General features: G+C 67.0%; 22 protein-coding genes. 10 read left to right on the top strand and 12 right to left on the bottom strand.

The genetic code is table 11. The features are described from left to right. Nucleotide 1 precedes the first annotated feature (1 nt). The gene (locus RSD66_RS09085; RefSeq protein ID WP_415287405.1) at nucleotides 2–811 is read left to right on the top strand and encodes a MetQ/NlpA family ABC transporter substrate-binding protein; all 810 of its coding nucleotides are present in this window, start codon (nucleotides 2–4) and stop codon (nucleotides 809–811) included. Here the strand turns inward: RSD66_RS09085 and RSD66_RS09080 are convergent. From RSD66_RS09080 to RSD66_RS09070, 3 genes are all read right to left on the bottom strand, one after another. Further along, a complete protein-coding gene (locus RSD66_RS09080) occupies nucleotides 808–1,605 on the bottom strand; it encodes a lysophospholipid acyltransferase family protein (protein ID WP_415287404.1) in 798 nt (265 codons plus the stop codon). The genes RSD66_RS09085 and RSD66_RS09080 overlap by 4 nt on opposite strands. Before the next feature lie 49 nt (nucleotides 1,606–1,654). Next, a complete protein-coding gene (locus RSD66_RS09075) occupies nucleotides 1,655–2,713 on the bottom strand; it encodes a GGDEF domain-containing protein (protein ID WP_119412032.1) in 1,059 nt (352 codons plus the stop codon). An 80-nt stretch (nucleotides 2,714–2,793) separates the two neighbouring features. After that, nucleotides 2,794–4,275 carry a DEAD/DEAH box helicase gene (locus tag RSD66_RS09070; RefSeq protein WP_415287403.1) on the bottom strand — a complete coding sequence of 494 codons (1,482 nt, stop codon included), beginning with the start codon at nucleotides 4,273–4,275 and terminating at the stop codon, nucleotides 2,794–2,796. Between the two features lie 222 nt (nucleotides 4,276–4,497). Between RSD66_RS09070 and RSD66_RS09065 the strand changes: the two genes are divergently transcribed. Then, nucleotides 4,498–4,869 carry a hypothetical protein gene (locus RSD66_RS09065; protein WP_346523047.1) on the top strand — a complete coding sequence of 124 codons (372 nt, stop codon included), beginning with the start codon at nucleotides 4,498–4,500 and terminating at the stop codon, nucleotides 4,867–4,869. Between the two features lie 94 nt (nucleotides 4,870–4,963). Here the strand turns inward: RSD66_RS09065 and topA are convergent, their stop codons facing one another. Then, the gene (topA, locus tag RSD66_RS09060; protein WP_415287402.1) at nucleotides 4,964–7,597 is read right to left on the bottom strand and encodes a type I DNA topoisomerase; all 2,634 of its coding nucleotides are present in this window, start codon (nucleotides 7,595–7,597) and stop codon (nucleotides 4,964–4,966) included. A gap of 152 nt (nucleotides 7,598–7,749) precedes the next feature. Here topA and RSD66_RS09055 point away from each other — a divergent pair, with 152 nt between their 5' ends. After that, the gene (locus tag RSD66_RS09055; RefSeq protein WP_119412029.1) at nucleotides 7,750–7,935 is read left to right on the top strand and encodes a hypothetical protein; all 186 of its coding nucleotides are present in this window, start codon (nucleotides 7,750–7,752) and stop codon (nucleotides 7,933–7,935) included. Here RSD66_RS09055 and dprA read toward each other — a convergent pair. The 7 genes from dprA to RSD66_RS09020 all read right to left on the bottom strand — a co-directional run bounded on the left by dprA (nucleotide 7,932) and on the right by RSD66_RS09020 (nucleotide 13,876). Next, the gene (dprA, locus tag RSD66_RS09050; protein ID WP_415287401.1) at nucleotides 7,932–9,020 is read right to left on the bottom strand and encodes a DNA-processing protein DprA; all 1,089 of its coding nucleotides are present in this window, start codon (nucleotides 9,018–9,020) and stop codon (nucleotides 7,932–7,934) included. The two genes, RSD66_RS09055 and dprA, sit on opposite strands and share 4 nt — an antisense overlap. Next, a complete protein-coding gene (gene plsY / locus RSD66_RS09045) occupies nucleotides 9,017–9,655 on the bottom strand; it encodes a glycerol-3-phosphate 1-O-acyltransferase PlsY (protein ID WP_415287400.1) in 639 nt (212 codons plus the stop codon). Before plsY ends, dprA begins: the two co-directional genes overlap by 4 nt. A gap of 14 nt (nucleotides 9,656–9,669) precedes the next feature. Continuing rightward, complete coding sequence (pyrC, locus tag RSD66_RS09040; RefSeq protein ID WP_415287399.1) at nucleotides 9,670–10,983, bottom strand: dihydroorotase; 1,314 nt, start codon at nucleotides 10,981–10,983, stop codon at nucleotides 9,670–9,672. After that, entirely contained in the window at nucleotides 10,980–11,963 is a 984-nt protein-coding gene (locus tag RSD66_RS09035; RefSeq protein ID WP_415287398.1) for an aspartate carbamoyltransferase catalytic subunit, read from the bottom strand. The genes pyrC and RSD66_RS09035 overlap by 4 nt, the downstream gene beginning before the upstream one ends. A gap of 23 nt (nucleotides 11,964–11,986) precedes the next feature. Beyond that, complete coding sequence (locus tag RSD66_RS09030; RefSeq protein WP_415287397.1) at nucleotides 11,987–12,910, bottom strand: AEC family transporter; 924 nt, start codon at nucleotides 12,908–12,910, stop codon at nucleotides 11,987–11,989. 1 nt (nucleotide 12,911) lies between these two features. Continuing rightward, complete coding sequence (gene ruvX, locus RSD66_RS09025) at nucleotides 12,912–13,376, bottom strand: Holliday junction resolvase RuvX (protein WP_415287396.1); 465 nt, start codon at nucleotides 13,374–13,376, stop codon at nucleotides 12,912–12,914. A 200-nt stretch (nucleotides 13,377–13,576) separates the two neighbouring features. Further along, nucleotides 13,577–13,876: a DNA-binding protein gene (locus RSD66_RS09020; protein ID WP_119412422.1), complete on the bottom strand. Its 300-nt coding sequence runs from the start codon at nucleotides 13,874–13,876 to the stop codon at nucleotides 13,577–13,579. A 171-nt stretch (nucleotides 13,877–14,047) separates the two neighbouring features. On the opposite strand from RSD66_RS09020, the gene gatC reads away from it, so the two are divergent. The 3 genes from gatC to gatB are packed head-to-tail and all read left to right on the top strand — an operon-like array spanning nucleotide 14,048 to nucleotide 17,313. Next, nucleotides 14,048–14,335 (top strand): Asp-tRNA(Asn)/Glu-tRNA(Gln) amidotransferase subunit GatC, encoded by a 288-nt coding sequence (gene gatC, locus RSD66_RS09015; RefSeq protein WP_003167060.1) that lies wholly within the window; start codon nucleotides 14,048–14,050, stop codon nucleotides 14,333–14,335. 3 nt (nucleotides 14,336–14,338) lie between these two features. Further along, nucleotides 14,339–15,817: an Asp-tRNA(Asn)/Glu-tRNA(Gln) amidotransferase subunit GatA gene (gene gatA, locus RSD66_RS09010; RefSeq protein ID WP_415287395.1), complete on the top strand. Its 1,479-nt coding sequence runs from the start codon at nucleotides 14,339–14,341 to the stop codon at nucleotides 15,815–15,817. 2 nt (nucleotides 15,818–15,819) lie between these two features. Further along, on the top strand, nucleotides 15,820–17,313 hold the full coding sequence (gatB, locus tag RSD66_RS09005) for an Asp-tRNA(Asn)/Glu-tRNA(Gln) amidotransferase subunit GatB (RefSeq protein WP_415287393.1): 1,494 nt from the start codon (nucleotides 15,820–15,822) through the stop codon (nucleotides 17,311–17,313). A gap of 53 nt (nucleotides 17,314–17,366) precedes the next feature. Here the strand turns inward: gatB and RSD66_RS09000 are convergent, their stop codons facing one another. Further along, the gene (locus RSD66_RS09000; RefSeq protein ID WP_415287392.1) at nucleotides 17,367–18,062 is read right to left on the bottom strand and encodes a pirin family protein; all 696 of its coding nucleotides are present in this window, start codon (nucleotides 18,060–18,062) and stop codon (nucleotides 17,367–17,369) included. 171 nt (nucleotides 18,063–18,233) lie between these two features. Here RSD66_RS09000 and serS point away from each other — a divergent pair, with 171 nt between their 5' ends. The 4 genes from serS (at nucleotide 18,234) to RSD66_RS08980 (ending at nucleotide 22,467) form a co-directional block, all read left to right on the top strand. After that, nucleotides 18,234–19,685 carry a serine--tRNA ligase gene (gene serS / locus RSD66_RS08995; RefSeq protein WP_415287391.1) on the top strand — a complete coding sequence of 484 codons (1,452 nt, stop codon included), beginning with the start codon at nucleotides 18,234–18,236 and terminating at the stop codon, nucleotides 19,683–19,685. A gap of 160 nt (nucleotides 19,686–19,845) precedes the next feature. Further along, a complete protein-coding gene (surE, locus tag RSD66_RS08990; RefSeq protein ID WP_415287389.1) occupies nucleotides 19,846–20,637 on the top strand; it encodes a 5'/3'-nucleotidase SurE in 792 nt (263 codons plus the stop codon). Next, on the top strand, nucleotides 20,634–21,278 hold the full coding sequence (locus RSD66_RS08985; protein WP_003167066.1) for a protein-L-isoaspartate(D-aspartate) O-methyltransferase: 645 nt from the start codon (nucleotides 20,634–20,636) through the stop codon (nucleotides 21,276–21,278). The genes surE and RSD66_RS08985 overlap by 4 nt, the downstream gene beginning before the upstream one ends. Before the next feature lie 115 nt (nucleotides 21,279–21,393). Next, complete coding sequence (locus RSD66_RS08980) at nucleotides 21,394–22,467, top strand: peptidoglycan DD-metalloendopeptidase family protein (protein WP_415287387.1); 1,074 nt, start codon at nucleotides 21,394–21,396, stop codon at nucleotides 22,465–22,467. The last annotated feature ends 93 nt before the right edge of the window (nucleotides 22,468–22,560 follow it).

Here is a 22,560-nt window from a genome sequence, read left to right as displayed (position 1 = left end):
CATGATCCGCCGTTCGCTGCTGCTGTCCGCCGCTGCTGTCCTGACGCTCGCCGCCTGCGGTCAGGGCGCGGACAAGAAGGCGGGGGCCGAGGGCGCCCCCCTGCTGGTCGGCGCCACCGCCGTGCCGCACGCTGAAATCCTGGAGCAGGTGAAGCCGATCCTGGCCGCCGAGGGCGTGCCGATCGAGATCAAGGTCTTCAACGACTACGTTCAGCCCAACGTGCAACTGGCTGAAAAACGGTTGGATGTGAACTATTTCCAGACCAAGCCCTATCTGGACGAGTTCAACACCGCGCGCGGCACCACCCTGATCACTGTGGCGGGCGTTCACGTCGAGCCGCTGGGCCTCTATTCGCGCAAGCACAAGGCGTTGACCGATCTGCCCAACGGCGCCCAGGTGGTGCTTCCCAACGATGCGTCGAACACCGGTCGCGCCCTGCTGCTGTTGCAGGCGGCGGGTCTGATCACGCTCAAGGATCCGCAGAACCCGCTGCAGACAGTGCGCGACATCGCGACCAATCCGAAGGGGTTGAAGTTCCAGGAGGTCGAGGCCGCGACCATTCCACGCATCCTGCCTCAAGTGGACGGCGCGGTGATCAACACCAACTACGCCCTCGACGCCGGTCTGAAGCCCAAGACCGACGCGCTGCAACTGGAAGGCGCCGACAGTCCCTATGTGAACTATCTGGTCGCCCGCCCGGACAATCAGGACGACCCGCGCATCCACGCCCTGGCCCAGGCCCTGCGCGGCCAGGCGATCAAGGACTTCATCGCCACGAAATATGAAGGCGCAGTGATCCCGGCGGCCTAGGCTGCAGCGCTGACCGCCTTGGCCGCTGCGGCGGTCTTGGCGGATTCCTCCTTGGATTCGACCAGAACGGCGGGCGTGACCGGCTGTGCGGTCGCCTCGGCGATCAGTTCGGCCGTCTTGCCCTCCACGGCGGCTTCCAGCCGTTCCAGAAACTCGGCCTTCGGCAGGCCGGTCGGGATGGGTTCGAGGAATTCAAGCGTCGCCGTGCCGGGGTTCTTGCGGAACTCCTCCAGCGGCCAGAACAGGCCCAGATTGGTTGCCAGCGGCACGACCGGCATGTCGAAATCGCGGTACATGTGCCAGACGCCAGAGCGGTAGCGGAACTTCTCGCCGACCTTCGCCAGATGGCCTTCCGGATAGATCAGGATCTTGCGGCCTTCGCGATTGGCGTCGGCGGCGCGTTCCTTGAGGGCAGCGCGGGCGGCGTGGCCGCCGCAGTTGTTCACGACGATGGCGCCCAGCTTCTTGAGCACCGTTCCCAGCAGAGGGAACTTCTCCAGATGGTCGCCGGTGACGAAGGCCACGTCGTCGAACTGGTCATAGGTGGCGAAGCCGTCGCCCCAGCTCTGGTGTTTTGAAGCGATGATGAAGGCGCCCTGTGGCAGGCGTTCTTTGCCGCGAGTCTCGATGCGGATGCCCGCGAACAGGCTCATGGCCTGCACCATGCGCCGGACATAGCGGCGGATGATCCAGCTCGTGGCCTTGCGGCCCGGAGCCAGAGCCGCAAAGGCGGCGGCCAGGCCATAGGTGATGGAAAGCGCCCAATAGGCGATGTTGAACAGCAGGCTTCGCATCAGGCGACTATGCCAGCCTGCCGTTCAGAGGCGAGCTTAAAGTGAAGCCTCAGGCGGCGTCGGATACGGCCTCGGCGGCGGAGGTCACCTTGTTGCGCCCGCTGCGCTTGGAGGCATAGAGCGCCTCGTCCGCCCGCGTCAGCAGTTGGCTAGCGGTTTCGCCAGGGCGGCGCAGACCAAAGCCGACGGAGATGGTCACGGCGCCCAGATCGTCGTTGGTCGAGCGACGGCGCAGGGCGCGGGAGGCGATTTCCTCACGAATGGCGTTCAGCGCGGCCTCGATGGCGCCCGCCGTTTCGCCGGGGAAGATCAGGGCGAACTCCTCGCCCCCATAGCGGGCGGCGATGCGCGGCGCTCGCGACACCCGGCCCAGGACGCTGGCGACATAGCGCAGCACCTGATCGCCCGTCTGGTGCCCCCAGGTGTCGTTGAAGCGCTTGAAATGGTCGATGTCGATGATCGCGAGCCCGATCGAGCCGCCCACGCTTTCAGCTTCATCGCACATCCGCAGCAGGTGTTCGTCGAACGCCTTGCGGTTGGCCAGATTGGTCAGGGCGTCCGTCATCGCGTCGCGGCGCACCTGCTCCATGTGATCGCGCAGCTTGGTCACTTCGCGGTTTGAGGATTCCAGGCGGCGTTCCAGCGCGGCGGTATGGCGTCGGATGCGGCGGGTCGCATCCGCTAGTGAGGACACGATGTCTCCAAGGCTGTTGGCGTCGCCTGCGCTGGCCATCCGATCGACGGCGTCAGCCAAGGTGTGCCCGTAGCTGGCCTGGCTTTCGCGCGCCTTGTCGATGGCGCCTGCCACGGCTGCCAGTTCCCTGTTCAGCATGGCCCCGGCGTCGCGGATTTCTTCGGACAGGCGGCCACGCGGCAGGAATTCGGCGGCCAGCATTTCCGCCGTCGAATCGGTGAAGGGCGCCCCTGTCGCCAGAAGGCGTGAAATTTCCTGCCCCAGCGTTCCGTCCGGGTCGCCCAGGTAGTGCAGCCACAGTTCGAAGTTCAACGGCGTCGGCCACACGGCGGCGGCCTGCATGGCGTCCACGGCGCGGTGCGCCAGAGCATAGGCTTCCGGACTGCGAACCGTGGTTTCCACCTGGGTGGTCATGCCTGAACTGCCCCTGCGCTGCGTGATCCGGAAAGCTATACCGGTCTTCTGTAACGCAGGGTTAAGTTCGCAGACCGGCCTTATCCGGCCAGAACCACCGGGCGACGCAGGAAGGCCGGGACGTCATCGCCGAAAGGATTTCCGGCGAGAGATGCGGGCTGGCGGCCTTCAGCCTGGTTAGCCTTCTGAGGCGTTTTCTGGGCGGCAGGCGTCGTTTTGGTTTCGGTTTTCTTGCGGCTGCGTGCGCGTTGAGGCGCCGCTTCGGTTTCGGGCGCGGGCGTCGGCGCTGTTTCGATCAGGGTTTCGGCTTCGACGGGCGCTTCTTCGACCGAACGGCGCGAACGGCTGCCGCGCTCGCTGCGTTCGCCGCGTCCACGGCCGCGGCTTGAGCGGCTGTCGTCGCGCGGGCGGTCCTTGATGGAGGCGAAGTCGATGCCGTCCAGCGGCAGTTCGACCGGCTCCTTCTTGATCAGCTTCAGCACCTTGTCCAATGACTTGTCGTCGGACGGCGTCACGATCATGAAGGCCTCGCCCAGACGCCCGGCGCGGCCGGTGCGGCCGATGCGGTGGACGTAGTCGTCGGCGTGGTGCGGAACGTCATAGTTGAAGACGTGGCTGACGGCCGGGATGTCCAGGCCGCGCGCGGCGACGTCCGAGGCGACCAGCAGCTTGAGTGCGCCGCTGCGGAAATCGGCCAGGGTCTTCATCCGCAGCGACTGGTCCAGATCGCCGTGAATCGGCGCGGCGTCGAAGCCGTGGACCTGCAGAGACTTGGCGACGATGTCGACTTCCGACTTGCGGTTGCAGAAGACGATGCCGTTCTGCACGTCGCCGCGCTCGACCAGGGCGCGCAGGGCGGTGCGCTTGGCCTTGGGGTCCGAGGTCGGCAGGCGGGTGATGTGCTGGGTGATGGTGTCGGCGGTTGTGGCCGGGCGCGACGCCTCGATCCGGGTCGGATCCTTGAGGAACTGCTGCGTCAGGCGGGTGATCTCCGGCGGCATGGTGGCCGAGAAGAACAGGGTCTGGCGACGCGGCGGCGTCAGCTTGAAGATGCGCTCGATGTCCGGGATGAAGCCCATGTCCAGCATCCGGTCGGCCTCGTCGACCACCATCAGCTCGACGCCGGTCAGCAGCATCTTGCCGCGGTCGAACAGGTCCAGCAGGCGGCCCGGCGTGGCGATCAGCACGTCCACGCCCTTGTTCAGGGCGGCGACCTGGTCGCCCATGGAGACGCCGCCGATCAGCAGCACCCAGTTCAACTTGGTGCCTTTGGCGTATTTGGCGAAGCTTTCGGCGACCTGATCGGCCAGTTCGCGGGTCGGCGCCAGCACCAGGGCGCGCGGCATGCGGGCGCGGGCGCGGCCGGAGGCCAGGCGGTCGACCATAGGCAGGGTGAAGGCGGCCGTCTTGCCGGTGCCGGTTTGGGCGATGCCGAGGACATCGCGTCCGGCCAGGGCCACTGGAATGGCCTGTTCCTGAATGGGGGTGGCGGTCGTGTAGCCGGTATCGGCGACCGCTTGTAGGGTCGTGGGCGAAAGGCCCAGCTTGGAAAACTCAGTCATGCAGTCCTGAAGGGACGGAGGATAACGTTCGCAAACGCCGTTAGCTGACGGAACCGCCCCTCGTGGGCGAGCGGGCGGCGCGCATCGCCAGTCCTGTTCCGAGCTTGGGGCGGTATATGGAAAGCCCTACACCTCAGTCAAGTATTTCCGTTCTAACGGCCTCGCTTGGCAACGGCGCCGCGGGCTGTATGGTCCGCTCGGGGACCGGGAGAAGGATGTCGAATGCGCGCTGCCGTATTGATCGCGCTGATGCTTGCCGCGCCGCTTGGCGCCCAGGCGTCGGATCGCGGACGGAGTGTCGACGCCATGCAGGCGGCCTTTGGAAATACTGTCGTTTCCCACTATCCCGACGGCGATTGGGTCAAGCACTGGTTCGACCGTGACGGCGCCTATCGCGCCCTGTTTTCTGACGGACGCCGCCTGACCGCCCGGTGGGCGCGCGAAGGCGACAAGGTCTGCCTGAACGAGATTCGCCCGCGCATGATCATCTCGCGCTTCTGCACCCCCTATATCGAAGCCTCAGTGGGCGAGAGCTGGCCGGGTCGCGACCCTTTGGGGCGCCGCGTCCGTAATGAACTAGTCGCGGGGCGCTGAGCCGGAAAACCGCTCAGAATGTTCGGCGGCTTAAGGGGTATTGGGGCGGCATCAAGAAAAACGCCCCCGTTCATGAGAACGAGGGCGCTTGATCTTAATCGGCGTCCGCAGCCTTGGCCTTCTTGGCGGGGGCCTTTTTAGTGGCCGGTTTCTTGGCCGCAGGCTCCTTCTTCGCAGCAGGCTTTTTCGCCGCCGCCTTCTTGGCGGGCGCCTTCTTCTTGGGCGCGGCGCCGGCCTTGGCGGCCAGCAGGGGCAGGGCGGCCTCCATCGTCATGTCTTCGGGCGCCGTGCCCTTGGGCAGGGTGGCGTTGATCTTGCCCGACTTGACGTAGGGGCCGTAGCGCCCGGCCATGACCTGAACGGCCTCGCCCGTTTCCGGGTGGGCGCCCAGCTCCTTCAGCGGCGCGGCGGCCGAGGCGCGACCCGCACGACCCGCGCGCTTTTCAGCCAGCAGGGCCACGGCGCGGTTCAGCCCGACGTCGAACACTTCCTCGATGTCCGCGACATTGGCGTAGGTGCCGGCGTGCGCCACGAACGGGCCATAGCGGCCCAGGCTGGCGGTGATCATCTTGCCGTCTTCGGGGTGCGGACCCACGTCGCGCGGCAGGCTGAGCAGGCGCAGCGCCTTCGCAAGATCCATCGACGCCGGGGTCCAGCCCTTCGGCAGGGACGAGCGCTTGGGCTTTTCCGCATCGGGCGGCGTCGTTTCGACATAGGGACCGAAACGGCCGATCTTCAGGTGCACGGGCTGGCCGGTCGCCGGATCGACGCCCAGTTCGCGATCGCCGCTCTCGGCTCCGCCGTCGACTGCGTCAGGCGAAGCCACGGGGCGGGTGTATTTGCACTCCGGATAGCGCGAACAGCCGATGAAGGCGCCGAAGCGGCTGGTCTTCAGGCTGAGCTGGCCTTCATGGCAGACGGGGCACTGGCGCGGGTCGGAGCCGTCGCCCTTGTCGGGGAAGATGTGCGGACCCAACGCTTCGTTCAGGTGATCAAGAATCGCCGTGGTGCGCAGCTCGCCTGCGGCCTGGGTCGCGGCGTGGAAATCCTGCCAGAAGCGGCGCAGCAGGGTCTTCCAGTCCAGATCGCCCGCCGACACCTCGTCCAGCTGGGTCTCCAGCGCGGCGGTGAAGTCGTACTCGACCCACTTGGCGAAGAACTGCTCCAGGAAGGCTGTGACCAGCCGTCCCTTGTCCTCGGGATAGAAGCGGTTCTTGTCCATGCGGACGTATTCGCGGTCGCGCAGGGTCGTCAGGATCGAGGCGTAGGTCGACGGGCGGCCGATCCCCAGCTCTTCCAGCTTCTTGACCAGGGTGGCTTCCGAGAATCGCGGCGGCGGCTCGGTGAAGTGTTGATCGGTGCGGATGGCCTCGACCTTGGCCTTGGCGCCTTCTTTCAGCGCGGGCAGGCGGCCGCCTTCGTCCTCGTCGTCCTCAGCGCCTTTCTGCTTCTCGTCGCGGCCTTCTTCATAGGCGGCGATGAAGCCGTCGAAGACCACAACCTGGCCGGTGGCGCGCAGGCCCGTCTGGCCGTCCGGCGTTTCGATCTCGACCGTGGTGCGGTCCAGACGCGCCGATTCCATCTGAGAGGCGATCATCCGCTTCCAGATCAGCTCATACAGCCGCTGCAGATCGCTATCGAGCCGCAAGGTGTCGGGGCTGCGCAGGATGTTGGTCGGACGAATGGCTTCGTGCGCTTCCTGGGCGTTCTTGGCCTTGGTCTTGTAGTAGCGCGGCTCGGCCGGGATGTAGGCGGGGCCGAAGCGCTGGCCGATGGCCTCGCGGGCCTGGGCGATGCCTTCGGGCGTCACATAGACGCCGTCCGTACGCATATAGGTGATCAGGCCGCCGGTGTCGTCCACGCCCTCATACAGCTTCTGCGCCGCCTGCATGGTGCGCTGGGCGGTGAAGCCCAGCTTGCGCGCGGCTTCCTGTTGCAGGGTCGAGGTGGTGAAGGGCGGGGCGGGGGACCGCTTGGCCGGCTTCTTCTCGACCGACTTGATGGTGAAGTCGCCGCTGTGGACGGCCTCGCGCGCGGCTGTCGCCATCGCTTCGGACACGATGTCCAGACGCTGGACGCGCTTGCCTTCGTGCTTGACCAGACGGGCGGTGAAGGGCGGGCTGTCCGCGATCAGGTCGGCCTCGACCGACCAGTATTCCTGCGCCTTGAACCGCTCGATCTCCATCTCGCGGTCGACGACGATGCGCAGGGCGACCGACTGGACGCGCCCGGCCGAGCGAGCGCCTGGCAGCTTGCGCCACAGCACCGGCGACAGGTTGAAGCCCACCAGATAGTCCAGCGCCCGGCGCGCCAGATAGGCGTCCACCAGCTCCATATCCAGCTGGCGCGGGTTGGCCATCGCCTCGAGCACCGCCGACTTGGTGATGGCGTTGAAGGTGACGCGCTGGACGTCCGTGTCCTTCAGCGCCTTCTTCTTGTTCAGGATTTCCAGAACGTGCCAGCTGATCGCCTCTCCCTCGCGGTCGGGGTCGGTGGCCAGGATGACGCGGTCGGCGGCCTTGGCGGCCTCGGCGATCTCGGACAGGCGCTTGGAGGCCTTGGCGTCGACCTCCCAGTGCATGGCGAAGTCATCGTCAGGCAGAACCGAGCCGTCCTTCGACGGCAGGTCGCGAACGTGGCCGTATGAAGCCAGAACCTTATAGTCCGAGCCCAGGTATTTATTGATGGTCTTGGCCTTGGCGGGGCTCTCGACGATGACGAGATTCATGGCGCTCTATCGGGGAAAAGGGGGCGCGAACGTGGTTGCGGCGCGGCCGGAAGTCAATCGGCGCATTTCAAGTGAGCAACCTTTCCGGGTAACGCGAGTTTGCAAACCATTGTAAGTTGTGTTCCTCTGAGGCGTTCTCGGGAGGGTTGACGATGAGCAAGACAGCGCAGCGACGCCGGCAGGCGCCAAGCCCTGATCTGACGGACTATCCGGTTCGTGAATATGTGGCCGCCATGGCTATGGAACTGGCCGGAATGGCCCGCTGGGACGGGGATGAAAGGCTGGCCAGCATTCTTGAGAATGCGGCGGATATGGCTCGCCGCACCGCCCCTGCCTAGGTCGAGGCCATACCGCCGGGCAGCAAGGTCGCCCGCCCTGCGAGATCAAGCTCCAGCAGGGCGGCGGCTGTTTCCGCAATCGACAATCTGGCGGCGCGCGCCAGTTCGTCGCGGCTGACCGGCGAAGGGGACAGCAGGGCTTCTATCCGATCCAGCACCTCGTCATCGATCTGTTCAGGTCGCCCGGCGTCGAACGGCGAATCAGCGGGCGGCTCTCTCAGGGTTCGCAGAGAGGCGAAGGCTCGCTCTATATCCTCGATCCCTTCACACAGGATGGCGCCCTGACGCAGCAGTTCGTTCGGCCCTTTGGAGCGCGGGTCCAGCGGCGAGCCGGGGACGGCGAACACGTCGCGGCCCTGTTCGCCCGCCAGCCGGGCGGTGATGAGAGAGCCGGACCGGATTTCAGCCTCCACGACGACCACGCCGCGCGACAGGCCTGAAATAATGCGGTTGCGGCGCGGGAAGTCGCGCGCCTGCGCCCGCGCGCCGACAGGGCTTTCCGAGACGATGCAGCCTCGTTCGGCGATCTGGCGATACAGGTCGGCGTTGTCCGCCGGATAGATGTCGTCCACGCCGCCGCCCAGAACGGCCACGGTGCCGGTCTCCAGCGCGCCAAGATGCGCCGCCGCATCGACCCCGCGCGCCAAACCCGAGACGACGACATGGCCGCTTTCGCCCAGTTGTTGCGCCAGTCCGCGTGCGATCCGCTGGCCGCCCGCCGAGGCGATGCGCGCGCCGACGATGGCCATGCAGGGGCGCTGCATCAACGCCGCGTCGCCAAGGATCCACAGCAGAGGCGGGGGCGGATCGACGACCGCCAGGGCTTCGGGATAGGCGGCCTCGCCCCACAGGATCAGCCGCGCGCCGATGCGGGCGCCTGCTTCCAGTTCGGCCTCGACGGTTCCGGGCGCCGGGATGGAATAGCTGGTGCGGCCCCGATTACGGATCAGATCGGGCAGGGCGTCCAGAGCGCGCTCGGCCGAGCCGTACCGCTGGAGCAACTGTGAAAAGGCCACAGGGCCGACGCGGTCGGTCCGGGCGAGCCGGAGGCGGGCGAAACGCTCTGCCTCCGACAGCGGCGTCACGCCTTCTTCGCCCCGATCTTGGGCTCGGCGCCTTTCAGCAGGCGGCCGATGTTCTCATGGTGGCGGGTGAAGATCAGGACGGCTGTGAAGACCGCCATGATGAATATGGGCTGGGGCGCGGGCAGGCCCAGCGCGGAGAGGGGCAGCAGGGCGTAGAGCGGGGTCAGCGCCGCCGCCACCAGGGCCGACAGGGAGGAATAGCGCAGGGCGAAGGCCGTGATCAGCCAGGTCGCCGCCGCCAGCAGGCCCAGCGGCCAGCACGCGGCCAGGATCAGGCCGAAGAAGGTCGCCACCCCCTTGCCGCCCTTGAAACCCAGCCAGACGGGGAACAAGTGGCCCAGGAAGGCCGCGCCGCCGGCGATGGCGCCCGCGACGTCGGTTCCCAGCAGGTGCCGGGCGATCAGCAGGGCGACCGCGCCCTTGCCCGCATCCAGGATCAGGGTGGCGATGGCCAGATCCTTGCGCCCGGTGCGCAGGACGTTGGTCGCGCCGATATTGCCCGAGCCGATGTTGCGCACGTCGCCCGCACCCGCCGCGCGGGTCAGGACCACGCCGAACGGAATGGAGCCCAGCAGGTACCCGCCGACAGCCACAAGCCCGAGCGTAAGGAGCGCCGGCCCCGTCAGATCGTGCAAGTGATTCGCTCCCCTTAACGTGCGTTGTGGACGATGCGGCCCGAAACGACGGTGAGCAAGACCTTGCCTTGCAGCCGCCGCCCGTCAAAAGGCGAATTCTTCGACTTGGAGCGCAGCGTCGCGGCGTCGATCACCACCGGCGCACCGGCGTCGAACAGCACCAGATCGGCGGGCGACCCTTGCGACAACTCCCCAGCCTCCAGCCCCAGCAGGGCCGCCGGGCCCTGCGTCAGCGGCCGCAGCACGTCCAGCAGGTCCACGCCGTATTCGTGGTGCAGCGTCAGGGCGGCGGGCAGCAGCGTCTCAAGACCCACGGCGCCCGGCTCAGCCTCGGCGAAGGGACGGCGCTTGTTCTCGGCCGGTTCGGGGCAGTGGGCCGAGGTGATGACGTCGATCAGGCCGTCGCGCACGGCCTCGACCAAGGCCTGCCGGTCGCTCTCGGCGCGCAAGGGCGGGTCCAGGCGGTAGAAGGTGCGGTAGTCGCCGATGTCGATCTCGTTGAAGCACAGATGGTTGATCGAGGCCGAGGCCGCGACCTCCAGCCCGCGCGCACGGGCGCGGGCCAGCGTCTCCAGCGCCCCTTCGGTCGAAATCTGGTCGATCAGGAAGCGGGCGCCGGTCTGTTCGACCAGGGCCAGGTCGCGCTCCAGCTGGATGCGCTCGGCGATGGCGGGCGCGCCCGACAGGCCCAGCCGCGTCGCCAGTTCGCCTGAGGTCGCGACCGCGCCCTCCGACAGCCACGGCTCGGTTGGACGGCAGGCGATCAGGGCGTTGAACGAGGCGGCGTAGGACATCACCCGTTGCAGGGTGCGGGTGTTGCGGATCACCCGGTCGCCGTCGGTGAAATACAGGGCGCCCGCCTCGTGCATCAGGCCGATCTCGGCCATGCGCTCGCCGTCGCGGCCCTGCGTGGCCGCGCCCGCCGCGCGGACGTGGACCAGATCAAGCGCGGCGCCGCGCCGCTGGATGTGGTCGATCATGGCCGGGTCGTCGATGGCCGGATCGGTGTCCGGCTGGACGATGATGGTGGTGACGCCGCCCGCCGCCGCCGACAGGCTGGCCGACTTCAGCGTCTCCTTGGGTTCGTTGCCCGGCTCGCCGGTCTTGACCCGAATGTCGATCAGGCCGGGCGCCAGGCAGCGGCCTTCGGCGTCGATGATCTGCACGCCCTCGGGGCGTTGGGTCGCCTGTCCGTGGATGACCTCGACGATGCGGCCATTCTCGATCAGGACGGCGCCGGGGCCGTCATAGTCGCTGGCCGGGTCCAGCAGGCGGGCGTTGACAATGGCCAGAGCCTTGGGGGCGATGGGCTGTTGAGCGGCGGTCATGCGGCGCCTCCCGCGCGGCGGTGGGCGAGGGCGGCCAGAACGGCCATGCGGGCGGCGACGCCCATCTCGACCTGATCCTGGATCAGGGAGACGCTCAGGTCGTCGGCCACGTCGGAATCGATCTCCACGCCCCGGTTCATGGGGCCGGGGTGCATGACCTTGGCGCCGGGCGCGGCCCAGGCCAGCTTCTCGCGGTCCAGACCCCAGAAACGGAAATACTCCCGCGTCGAGGGGATCAGGGCGCCCGCCATCCGCTCCAGCTGAAGGCGCAGCATCATGACCACGTCACAACCGGCCAGACCCTCCTTCATGTCGTGGAAGACCTCGCAGCCCCAGCGGTCGGCGTCGCCGGGCACCAGCGTCGGCGGTCCGATCAACCGCACCCGCGCGCCCATCATCTGCAGCAGGGCGACGTTCGAGCGCGCCACGCGGCTGTGGGCGATGTCGCCGCAGATGGCTATGCTCAGCCCGCCCACGTCGCCGAAAGCGCGGCGGATGGACAGCAGGTCCAGCAGGGCCTGCGTCGGGTGTTCATGGCGTCCATCGCCCGCGTTGACGACGGCGCAACCGACCTTCTGCGACAGCAGGTCCACCGCGCCCGAGGATGCATGGCGGACGACCAGAATCTCCGGCTTCATGGCGTTCAGCGTCACGGCGGTGTCGATTAGCGTCTCGCCCTTCTTCACCGAGGACGAGGCGACCGGCATGGTCACCACGTCGGCGCCCAGACGCTTGGCCGCGATCTCGAACGAGGAACTGGTCCGCGTCGAGTTCTCGAAGAAGAGGTTCACGACCGTCTGGCCGCGCATCAGGTCCACGCCCTTGGCCGACTGCCTGTTGAAGTCGACGAAGGCGTCGGCCAGGTCCAGCAAGGCCAAGGCGGCCGGCGGATGGAGGTCTCCGGCGGCGAGGAAGTGGTCGCGAGGAAACGGCGTCAGCCGTTCCTTGATGAGATCGGTGACAGGCGCTGCGTGGGTCATTGAGACGCCGCTATAGGCGGGACTCAGGCCAGATGGAATAGCAGCAGGGCCGCAGGGATGCCGATGACCGAGAATACCGTCGTCGCCGCGATGATCCCGGCCATCAGCGGCGCGTCGCCGCCCATCTGACGCGCCAGCACATAGGCCGAGGCGGCGCCGGGCGCGGCGCCGCATAGCAGGGCGATTCCCTGCGCCAGTTCATCACCGCCGTACAGGCGCGCCAGCTGCCACATGGCCAGCGGCGTCACGATCATCTTGACCACCACCACGGCGCCGACCGTGACGCGGGTGCGCGCCAGTTCGCGGAAGCTGAGACCTGCGCCCGCCACGATCAGGCCCAGCGGCAGGGCGGCTGATCCGAGCAGTTGCAGCGTCTCGGCCACGCCCGGCGGCTGCGGCGCGCCTGAGACGTTCAGCGCCAGCCCCAGCAGACAGGCCAGCAGGATGGGGTTGGACATCATCGCCCGGAACAGGGCCTTGGGCGAGGCACCGCGCTGGTCCGCCCCCCACTTGGCCAGGACGATGACGCTCAGGATGTTGCTGACCGGGATCATGGCGGCGATGACCACGGCGGCCAGGCCTACGCCTTCCGGCCCGAAGGTCGCCTGCACGACGGGCAGGAAAACGAAACTGTTCCAGCGGATCATGCCCTGAAAGACGCTGGTGTAGGCCGGGCCGCTGAGGGGCAGCAGGGGCTTTGACAGCAGGGTCAGGGTCGAGACGATGATGGATACGGTGACGGCGGCGGCGCCCGCCGCGCCCGCGGCCGATCCCGAGAGGTCCGCATTCCAGATCGCCGGGATCAGGAAGCCGGGATAAAGGACATTGATGGCCAGCTTCTCGATCGGCCGCCAGGCGGCGTCGGGCAGATAGTCCGACTTTTTCAGGCCATAGCCGAGCGCCAGCAGCAGGAAGACCGGCAGGACGCCGGCTAGAATGGCCGCCATCTCAGGGGCGCAGCCGGTCCAGCGCGCCTTGCAGAATCCAGGCGGCGGCGGTGCGGTCCACCACATCGGCGCGGCGCTTGCGGGTCAGGTCCAGCTCGTCGATCAGGAACCGCTCGACCGCCGTGGTCGACAGCCGCTCGTCCTGAAAGGCGACGTTGACCGGCCGGAACCGCTCCAGATTGCGGGCGAAGGCGCGGCACGACTGGGCGCGCGGCCCCTCGGTCCCGTCCATGTTCAACGGCAAGCCGATGATCAGGGCCGACACGTTGCGGCCATCCATGATCTTGAACAGCTGTTCGGCGTCCTGGCTGAACTTGGTCTTGCGGATCAGCTCCAGCGGGCTGGCGATGATGCGCCCGGTGTCAGACACGCTGACGCCGATGGTGTTCTCGCCCAGATCCAGACCCAGCCACGGGGTGTTGGGCGGGCAGGCGGCGGACAGTTCGGAAAGGTCAAGGACAGGCACGAGGGCGCGTTAGGCCCAGACGGGGCGCGTGTCAAAGCGCGCGGCCCTTTACCTCCGCTCATCCCGGCGGACGCCGGGACCCAGTGCTTTGGCTTCAAGGCAGAAACCTTGACCGCATTGCGCCATAGTCGCGGACCGGCGTGCGTGTGGCTCTTACTGGGTCCCGGCGTCCGCCGGGATGAGCGGTGAGGGGGAGTGACTCACACGTCGTCATCCCCGACCGGCCCGCCTTCATTCTCCATGTTGCGGATCGAGCGGACTTCCTTGCGGGTGAACTTCAGCCGCACGCCCAGGCCGCCGTCCTCTTCGTTCAGAAACACGGCGCCGCCTTCCTCCAGCGCGGCCTGCAGGCGGCTGCGGGCCTCATCGCCCGGATCGACGTTCTCGCGCTCGAAGTCGGCCAGGATGTCGACCGCCAGCCCCGAAAGGCGGGCCACATGGTCGCGCGGCCATTGCACCAGGGCGCGTGCGGCGCGGGCTTGGGGGCCGGTGATCTTCATGGCTTTGGTCTCCTTGAGGCAGGTCTTCATACTCGCGCCGGGCGCGCTGTCAGGATAGGGGGCCTTTGGTCGCCGTGGTCAAGCTGGACAAAGGGCGGCGCCCGATCCTTGTCGAAGCGGCGTTGAAACGCTAATCCCGCCCCCTCAGACTTTCATGCTTTGGAGGGCCGCATGGCCATCGACGCCGCGACGGTGCGCAAGGTTGCGCATCTCGCCCGCATCAAGACCCCCGAGGACCGCCTGGAGCCGCTGGCCCAGGAGCTGAACGGCATCCTGCAGTGGATCGAACAGCTGGACGAGGTGGACGTGCAGGGCGTCGAGCCGATGACCTCCAACGTGTCTCAACCGCTTCGCCTGCGCGATGACGTGGTGACGGACGGCGACAAGGTCGCCGACGTCCTGTCCAACGCGCCCAAGTCCGCCGACGGCTTCTTCGTCGTGCCCAAGGTCGTGGAGTAAGTCATGACCGATCTGACCAAGCTGACTCTGGCCGACGCCGTCGACGGCCTGAAGGCCAGGACCTTCTCGTCGGAAGAGCTGACCCAGGCCTTCCTGACCAATATCAAGGCCTCGAACCCGACGCTGAACGCCTATATCGAGGTGACGGCGGACAAGGCGCTGGGACAGGCGCGCGCGTCTGACGCCCGTCTGGCCAAGGGCGAGGGCGGGGCGCTGGAAGGCGCGCCGCTGGGCGTCAAGGATCTGTTCTGCACTGAAGGCGTTCAGACGACCGCCGCCTCCAACATGCTGCGCGGCTTCGTGCCGCCGTATGAATCGACCGTCACCGCCAATCTGTGGCGCGACGGGGCGGTCATGCTGGGCAAGCTGAACATGGACGAGTTCGCGATGGGCTCGGCCAATGAAACCTCGGCCTTCGGTGCGGTGAAGAACCCGTGGAAGGCCAAGGGTTCGGACGCTGAACTGACGCCGGGCGGTTCGTCGGGCGGTTCGGCCTCGGCCGTGGCTTCTGACCTGTGTCTGGCCGCGACGGCCTCGGATACCGGCGGCTCGATCCGCCAGCCCGCCGCCTTCACCGGCACGGTCGGCATCAAGCCGACCTACGGCCGCGCCAGCCGCTTCGGCATGGTGGCCTTCGCCTCGTCGCTGGATCAGGCCGGGCCGATCACCAAGACGGTGAAGGACGCGGCCCTGCTGCTGAAGTCCATGTGCTCGTTTGATGCCAAGGACTCGACCAGCCTCGACGTCCCGACCCCCGACTGGACTCAGTCTGTCGGCCAGTCGGTCAAGGGCCTGCGTATCGGCGTTCCGGCGGAATATCTGATCGACGGCATGTCCGAAGAGATCAAGGCGCTGTGGGAACAGGGCGTCGCCTGGCTGAAGGCCGCCGGTTGCGAGATCGTCGAGATCAGCCTGCCGCACACCAAATACGCCCTGCCGACCTACTACATCGTGGCCCCGGCCGAGGCGTCGTCCAACCTGGCGCGCTATGACGGCATGCGCTTCGGCCATCGCGCCGAAGACTTCTCGTCGCTGGACGACCTCTACGCCGGCTCGCGCGCGGAGGGCTTCGGCAAGGAGGTCCAGCGCCGCCTGACCATCGGCGCCTATGTGCTGTCGGCGGGCTTCTACGACGCCTATTACGTCAAGGCGCTGAAGGTGCGTCGCCGTATCGCCGAGGACTTCGACAACGTCTGGGGCAAGGTGGACGCCATCCTGACGCCGTCCACTCCGTCGGCCGCGTTCGCCATCGGCGACAAGCAGATCGACCCCCTGACGATGTATCTGAACGACGTCTTCACGGTGACGACCAACCTGGCCGGTCTGCCGGGCATTTCTGTGCCCGCGGGTCTGAACAGCGAGGGGCTGCCGCTGGGCCTGCAGGTCATCGGCAAGGCCCTGGACGAGGCGACCGTCTTCCAGGTCGCGGGCGCCCTCGAAGATGCGGCGGGCTTCGTCGCCAAGCCGGACCGTTGGTGGTGAGCATGACTGAGAACTCCAAACTGATCCAAGGCCGCACGGGCGCTTGGGAAATCGTCATGGGTCTGGAGATCCACGCCCAGGTCGCCTCGAACGCCAAGCTGTTCTCGGGCGCGGCGGTCGGCTTCGGCGCCGGGCCGAACGAGCAGGTGTCGCTGATCGACGCCGGCTTCCCCGGCATGCTGCCGACACTGAACAAGTATTGCGTCGAGCAGGCGGTGAAGTCGGGCCTGGGCCTGCGCGCCCAGATCAATCTGAAGAGCCAGTTCGACCGCAAGAACTACTTCTATCCCGACCTGCCGACCGGCTATCAGATCAGCCAGCTGTATCACCCCATCGTGGGCGAAGGCGTGGTCGAGGTGGAGGCCGAGGACGGCAGCTTCTTCAACGTCGGCATCGAGCGCCTGCACCTGGAACAGGACGCGGGCAAGCTGATCCACGACCTGTCGCCGACTGAATCCTACGTCGACCTGAACCGGGCTGGCACGGCGCTGATGGAGATCGTCTCGCGCCCCGACATCCGCACGCCGGAAGAGGCGGTCGCCTACGTCAAGAAGATCCGGACCATCCTGATCTACCTCGGCACCTGCGACGGCGACATGGAGAAGGGCAATCTGCGCGCCGACGTGAACGTGTCGGTCTGCCGCGAAGGCAACTACGCCAAGTTCAAGGAAACGGGCGACTTCAGCTTCCTGGGCACGCGCTGCGAGATCAAGAACGTCAACAGCTTCCGCTTCATTTCTCAGGCGATCCAGTATGAGGCGCGCCGCCAGATCGAGATCCTCGAAGACGGCGGTTCGATCGTTCAGGAAACGCGCCTGTATGACGCGACGGCGGGTGAGACCCGTTCCATGCGCTCCAAGGAAGAGGCGCAGGACTATCGCTACTTCCCCGACCCTGACCTGCTGCCGCTGGTGCTGGAACAGGCCTGGATCGATGAGATCAAGGCCAGCCTGCCGGAACTGCCGGACGACAAGCGCCGCCGCTTCATGGGCGAGTACGGCCTGTCGCAATACGACGCGGGCGTGCTGATTTCGGAACAGGCCAAGGCCGACTATTTCGAGGCCGCCGCGAAAGGCCGCGACGCCAAGCTGGTCTCCAACTGGGTGACGAACGAGGTCTCGGCGCGTCTGGCTGCGGATAGCAAGGATTTCAGCGACAACCCGCTGCCCGCCGCCCACGTGGCCCAACTGGTCGAACTGATCGAGACCAGCGTCATCTCGTCCAAGATCGCCAAGGAGGTCTTCGACCACGTCTGGAACGGCGAAGGCTCGCCCGCCGAGGTGGTCGAGAAGCACGGCCTGAAGCAGGTCACCGACACCGGCGCCATCGAGAAGGCGGTGGACGAGATCATCGCCGCCAACCCCGACAAGGCCGCCGCCGTCGCCGAGAAACCTCAGGCCATCGGCTGGTTCGTCGGCCAGGTCATGAAGGCCACCGGCGGCAAGGCCAACCCGGCTGCGGTCAACGACATCCTGAAGGCCAAGCTGGGGCTTTGATCCAGCGGCTGATCCTGGGGCCGTCGCTCCCAGGATCAGCGTCCTCGACAGGATTACAGACTATCGACCATCACCAGTTCGGCGTCTTCCTTGGCCGTGATGGTGATCGTCGGTTCGTCCATGATGCCCGCGCCGTCGCGCGCGTTCAGCGTCGTGCCGTTGACATCCACCTGGCCCACGGCGGGCACCAGATAGGCGCGGCGGCCGCTGGCCAGATCATAGGACAGGCTTTCGCCCGCCTTCAGCGTGGCGGCCAGCACCCTGGCGTCGGCGTTGATCGTCAGCGCCTCGTCCGCGGGATCGCCCGAGGCGACGACGGTGAAACGGCCCGAACGGTCGCTCTTGGGAAACTCGCGCTGCCCCCACGACGGCTGGGCGCCCGGCCGATCCGTCTCGATCCAGATCTGGAACAGCGTCGTGAGCTCGTTCTCCATATTGTATTCGGCGTGACGCACGCCGGTCCCGGCGCTCATCACCTGAACGTCGCCCGCCGCGGTGCGGCCGGTGTTGCCCATCGAGTCCTGGTGCGTGATCGCTCCGGTGCGGACATAGGTGATGATTTCCATGTCGGCGTGCGGGTGGGGCGGAAAGCCCGATTGCGCGGCGATCTCATCGTCGTTCCAGACGCGCAGACGCCCCCAGCCCATGCGCTTGGGATCATAGTAGTTGGCGAACGAGAAGTGATGCCTGGCGTTCAGCCAGCCGTGGTTGGCGCCACCGAGGGTGTTGAAGGGTCTGACGTCGATCATTGTGCGCTCTCCTAGTATGCGCAGCCTGCGCCGCGCCGTTGGAAAACCATATAGGCAACTATAACTGTTACGAAAAGGGGGCGTCGAAACCCGCCTCAGCATTTGCCCGACTCCGCGCGGAGCGCTACAGCCTTCGGCTCTCCCTCCCTTGAGCGCCGAAAGAGCGACGCCATGCACGATATCCGAGCCATTCGCGACAATCCCGAAGCCTTCGTTGCGGGCTGGTCGTCGCGCGGCGTGGATGACGCCGCAGAGGTCGTCGCGCGCATTCTGACGCTGGACGTCGACCTGCGCGCCGCCCAGACGCGCGGCCAGGACGCCCTGGCCAAGCGCAACGCCGCCTCCAAGGCCATCGGCGCCGCCATGGGCAAGAAGGACATGGCCGAGGCCGACCGCCTGAAGGCCGAGGTCGAGGCCCTCAAGGGCGAGATCGCCGAGGCGGGCGAGGTCGAAACCGCCAAGGGCGCCGAACTGCGCGACCTGCTGGCCGGGCTGAAGAATCTGGCCGCCGCCGATGTGCCGGACGGCGAGGACGAGAACGACAACGTCGAAGTCCTGAAGTGGGGCGAACCCCGCACGACCGGCCTCGCCAAGGATCACGCCGATCTGGGCGAGGCTTTGGGCCTGCTGGACTTCGAGGCCGCCGCCAAGATGTCCGGCTCGCGCTTCGCCGTGCTGAAGGGCCCGCTGGCGCGTCTGGAACGCGCCATCGGCCAGTTCATGCTGGACATGCAAACGGACAAGCACGGGTATCAGGAAGTGAATCCGCCGTTGCTGGTGCGAGACGAGGCGATGTTCGGTACGGGGCAACTGCCGAAGTTCGAAGAGGACTTATTTGCGACCCGCACGAGAGTTGGAAATGATCTGGTGTGGATCGGCGAGGCCATTGAGGCTGCGACGAAACGTAACCCTGAGGCCATGCGTATGGAGCACGGTCTAATCGTTAGCGAAGAACGCAAACGGCTTTGGCAGGAGGAGTTTGATCGTATTACTCAACCTGCGGCCGTCCGCTACCTCATCCCCACTGCCGAAGTCTCCCTGACCAACCTAGTGCGCGAGCAGATCCTGTCCGAGGACGAGGTCGCTCAGCCCATGCGCATGACTGCGCTGACGCCGTGCTTCCGCGCCGAGGCCGGGTCGGCGGGGCGCGATACGCGCGGCCTGATCCGCCAGCACCAGTTTTCCAAGGTCGAGATGGTCTCCATCTGCCGCCCGGAGGATTCCGAGGCTGAGCACGAACGCATGACCGGTTGCGCCGAGGCGGTGCTGCAGGCGCTGGAACTGCCCTATCGCAAGGTGCTGCTGTGCAAGGGCGACATGGGCTTCTCGGCGCAGAAGACCTACGACCTCGAGGTCTGGCTGCCCAGCCAGAACACCTACCGCGAGATCAGCTCCTGCTCGAACTGCGGCGACTTCCAGGCCCGACGCATGGACGCCCGGTTCAAGCGCGCAGGCGAGAAGAAGACCGAGTATCTGCACACCCTGAACGGCTCGGGTCTGGCCGTCGGCCGCACCCTGGTCGCCGTGATGGAAAACTATCAGCAGGAGGACGGGACCATCGCGGTTCCGGCCGCCCTGCAGCCCTATATGGGCGGGTTGAAAGTCGTCGGAGGCGCTGCATGAGCCCTTCTCCCCTCGGGGGAGAAGGTGGCGTGCGGAGCACGACGGTTGAGGGGGCGGCGTCCGCGCTCTCGACGCTCCGCTTCTTGAAACCTACCCCTCATCCGAGCGCCTGCGGCGCCCACCTTCTCCCCCAAGGGGAGAAGGCATACGAGTACGACGCATGAGAATCCTCCTCACCAACGACGACGGCATCGAGGCCGAGGGCCTAGCCTGCCTCGAGAAGATCGCCCGTACCCTGTCGGACGATGTCTGGGTCGTTGCGCCCCAGACTGAGCAGTCGGCCAAGGGGCGGGGCATCACCCTGACCGAGCCGCTGCGCGTCAACAAGCTGGGCGACAAGCAGTTCGCCGTCACTGGCACGCCGACCGACTGCGTCATCCTGGCCGTCAACGACATCATGCCGGCTCGGCCTGATCTGGTGCTGTCGGGCGTCAATCGCGGCCACAACGTGGGCGAGGACGTCAGCTATTCCGGCACGGTGGCCGGCGCGCTTCAGGGCATGGCCTTCGGCATCCGCTCCATCGCCCTGTCGCAGTCGCTGGAGCGTTTCCACGATGACGTGGTGGCGCACTGGGAAACGGCCGAAGCTTTCGGCCCAGGCATCGTCGCCCGCCTGCTGGAGCAGAAATGGGGGGAGGGCGTGGTCATGAACGTCAACTTCCCGCGTCTACCGCCGGAACTGGTCAAGTCGGTGGAGGTGACGCGCCAGGGCTTCCGCGATATCGGCGAGATGCACGCCATCCGCCGCACCGATCTGCGCGGCCGCGACTACTACTGGATGGCCTTCCGCGGCGCGCCGCAGGAGCACGCCGACGGCACCGACCTGCGGGCGATGGACGAGGGCCGCATCTCGGTCACGCCGCTGCACATCGACCTGACGCACATGCAGTCGGTCAACGACCTGAAGAAGGTTCTGGGCGGCGCGCCCCCCAAGGGGCCGCAGGAAAAATGAGTCTTAGGGACGACCGCGCGGGCCGCTTGATCCTGTCGCTGCGGCGTCAGGGGGTGACGGACGCGCGGGTTCTGAAGGCGATGGAATCCATCGACCGCGCGGTCTTCGTCCACGAGAAATTCCTCGATCAGGCGTGGGAGGATCAGGCCCTGCCGATCGACTGCGCCCAGACGATCAGCCAGCCCTATATCGTCGGCCTGATGACCCAGGCGCTGGACGTCCAGCCGCGCCACCGCGTGCTTGAGATCGGCACCGGCAGCGGCTATCAGTGCGCGGTGCTCAGCCGCATGGCGCGCTTCGTCTACTCGGTCGAGCGTTACAAGAGTCTCTTAACCGAGGCCGAGAACCGATTGAAAATCCTCGGCATCGACAATGTCTTCACCCGCCACGGAGACGGCGGGCAGGGCTGGCCGGAACAGGCGCCGTTCGACCGCATCATGGTGACGGCGGCCTCGCCGCACGAGCCGACGGAACTGCTGAAACAGCTCAAGCCGGGCGGCGTTCTAGTCGCCCCGGTCGGCCGCACCTCAGTGCAGATGCTGAACCGCTACACCGGCCAACCGGACGGCAGCTTTCAGCGCGAAAGCCTGTGCGAGGTCCGCTTCGTTCCCCTGGTCGAAGGGACGGCGAAAGAGGGCTAGGGGCGAAATCTCACCGCTCCATTAACCTTTCCGCCCCACTTTTGCGCGGGTTAGCGGGTTGGATTCTCTGATCGGTCGGGGCAAACCGGCGGGCATGGTTAATACGGAGAGACGCATGAGCGGCTTTATAGGCTGGATCAGGGCGGCGGCGGTCGTCGGCGGGGCGCTGGCGGTCACGGCGTGTTCGACCTATCCGAGCGAGCCGCGCTATTCGACCCGGCCGACGACGCCGGGCGGCTATCCGCAACAGCCGGGCCAGCAGCCGGGCGCCTATCCGAACAATCCCTATTATCAGGGCCAACCGGCTCAGCCGCAGCAGCCCGCACAGCCGCCGATCGAGGAAGGCCCTCGCGCTCCGGCGGGCAGCATCGAGGGCGGCGGCCTGCCGCCTCCGGGCGGGCCGGCCTATCCGTCGACGGGCGCGCCGATCACGGTGACGCCGCCGCCGACAGCCGGCAATCCGGGGATGCCCGGCGCCACCTATGTCATCCAGCCGGGCGATACGATTTCCGGCGTGGGCCGCCGTTTCCGTACGCCGGTGCAGATTCTGATCGACCTTAACGGCCTGGGGCCGCGCGGCGCCATCAGCTCAGGTCAACGCATCATCCTGCCGGACAGCGCCGTGGACGGGGGCTCCGACCCCTACGCCACCGGCCCCTCGCCGGTAGGCGTCCGGACGCCGAATAACGGCATGGCTCCGCCGCCGCCTCCGCCGCCCAGCGGGAACGCACCCCTGCCGCCGCCGACCCGCGCGCCTGCCGCCACGGCGCCGGTCGCACCCTCGACTCCAGTCGGCCAGCCGCTGGCCCTTCAGTGGCCGGTGCGCGGCGACATCCTGCGTCGCTTCGGCCCGGTCGGCATGGGCGAGCGCAACAACGGGATCAACATCGGCGCCTCGGCCGGAACCGAGGTCAAGGCTTCGGCCGACGGAACCGTGGCCTATGTCGGCGATGATATCGTGGGGCAGGGGCTGACGGTCCTGATCGTTCACCGCGACGGCTGGCGCACGGTCTACGGCCATCTGGGCTCGGCCACCGTGCGCGACGGAGCGCAGGTGCGGGCGGGACAGGCGATCGGCACCGTGGGCCTGACAGCCGGCGACGGCCGCCCATCCATCCACTATGAAGTGCGTCAGATGCGCGGCGATGATCCGGTCGCGCTGGACCCGTTGACGGTCCTGCCGCGCTGATGACGTGAAAAGAGGCGTCCGGGCGGCTGCGTCCGGACGTTCTTGTCATCAGGTCGCGTTGCAAAACGGCCCGGCGCACCCTAGTTTCCGCGC

It is taken from the genome of Brevundimonas sp. S1H14, assembly GCF_047716865.1.
GTDB lineage: Bacteria > Pseudomonadota > Alphaproteobacteria > Caulobacterales > Caulobacteraceae > Brevundimonas > Brevundimonas naejangsanensis.
This window is presented reverse-complemented; position numbering and strand designations above follow the sequence as displayed.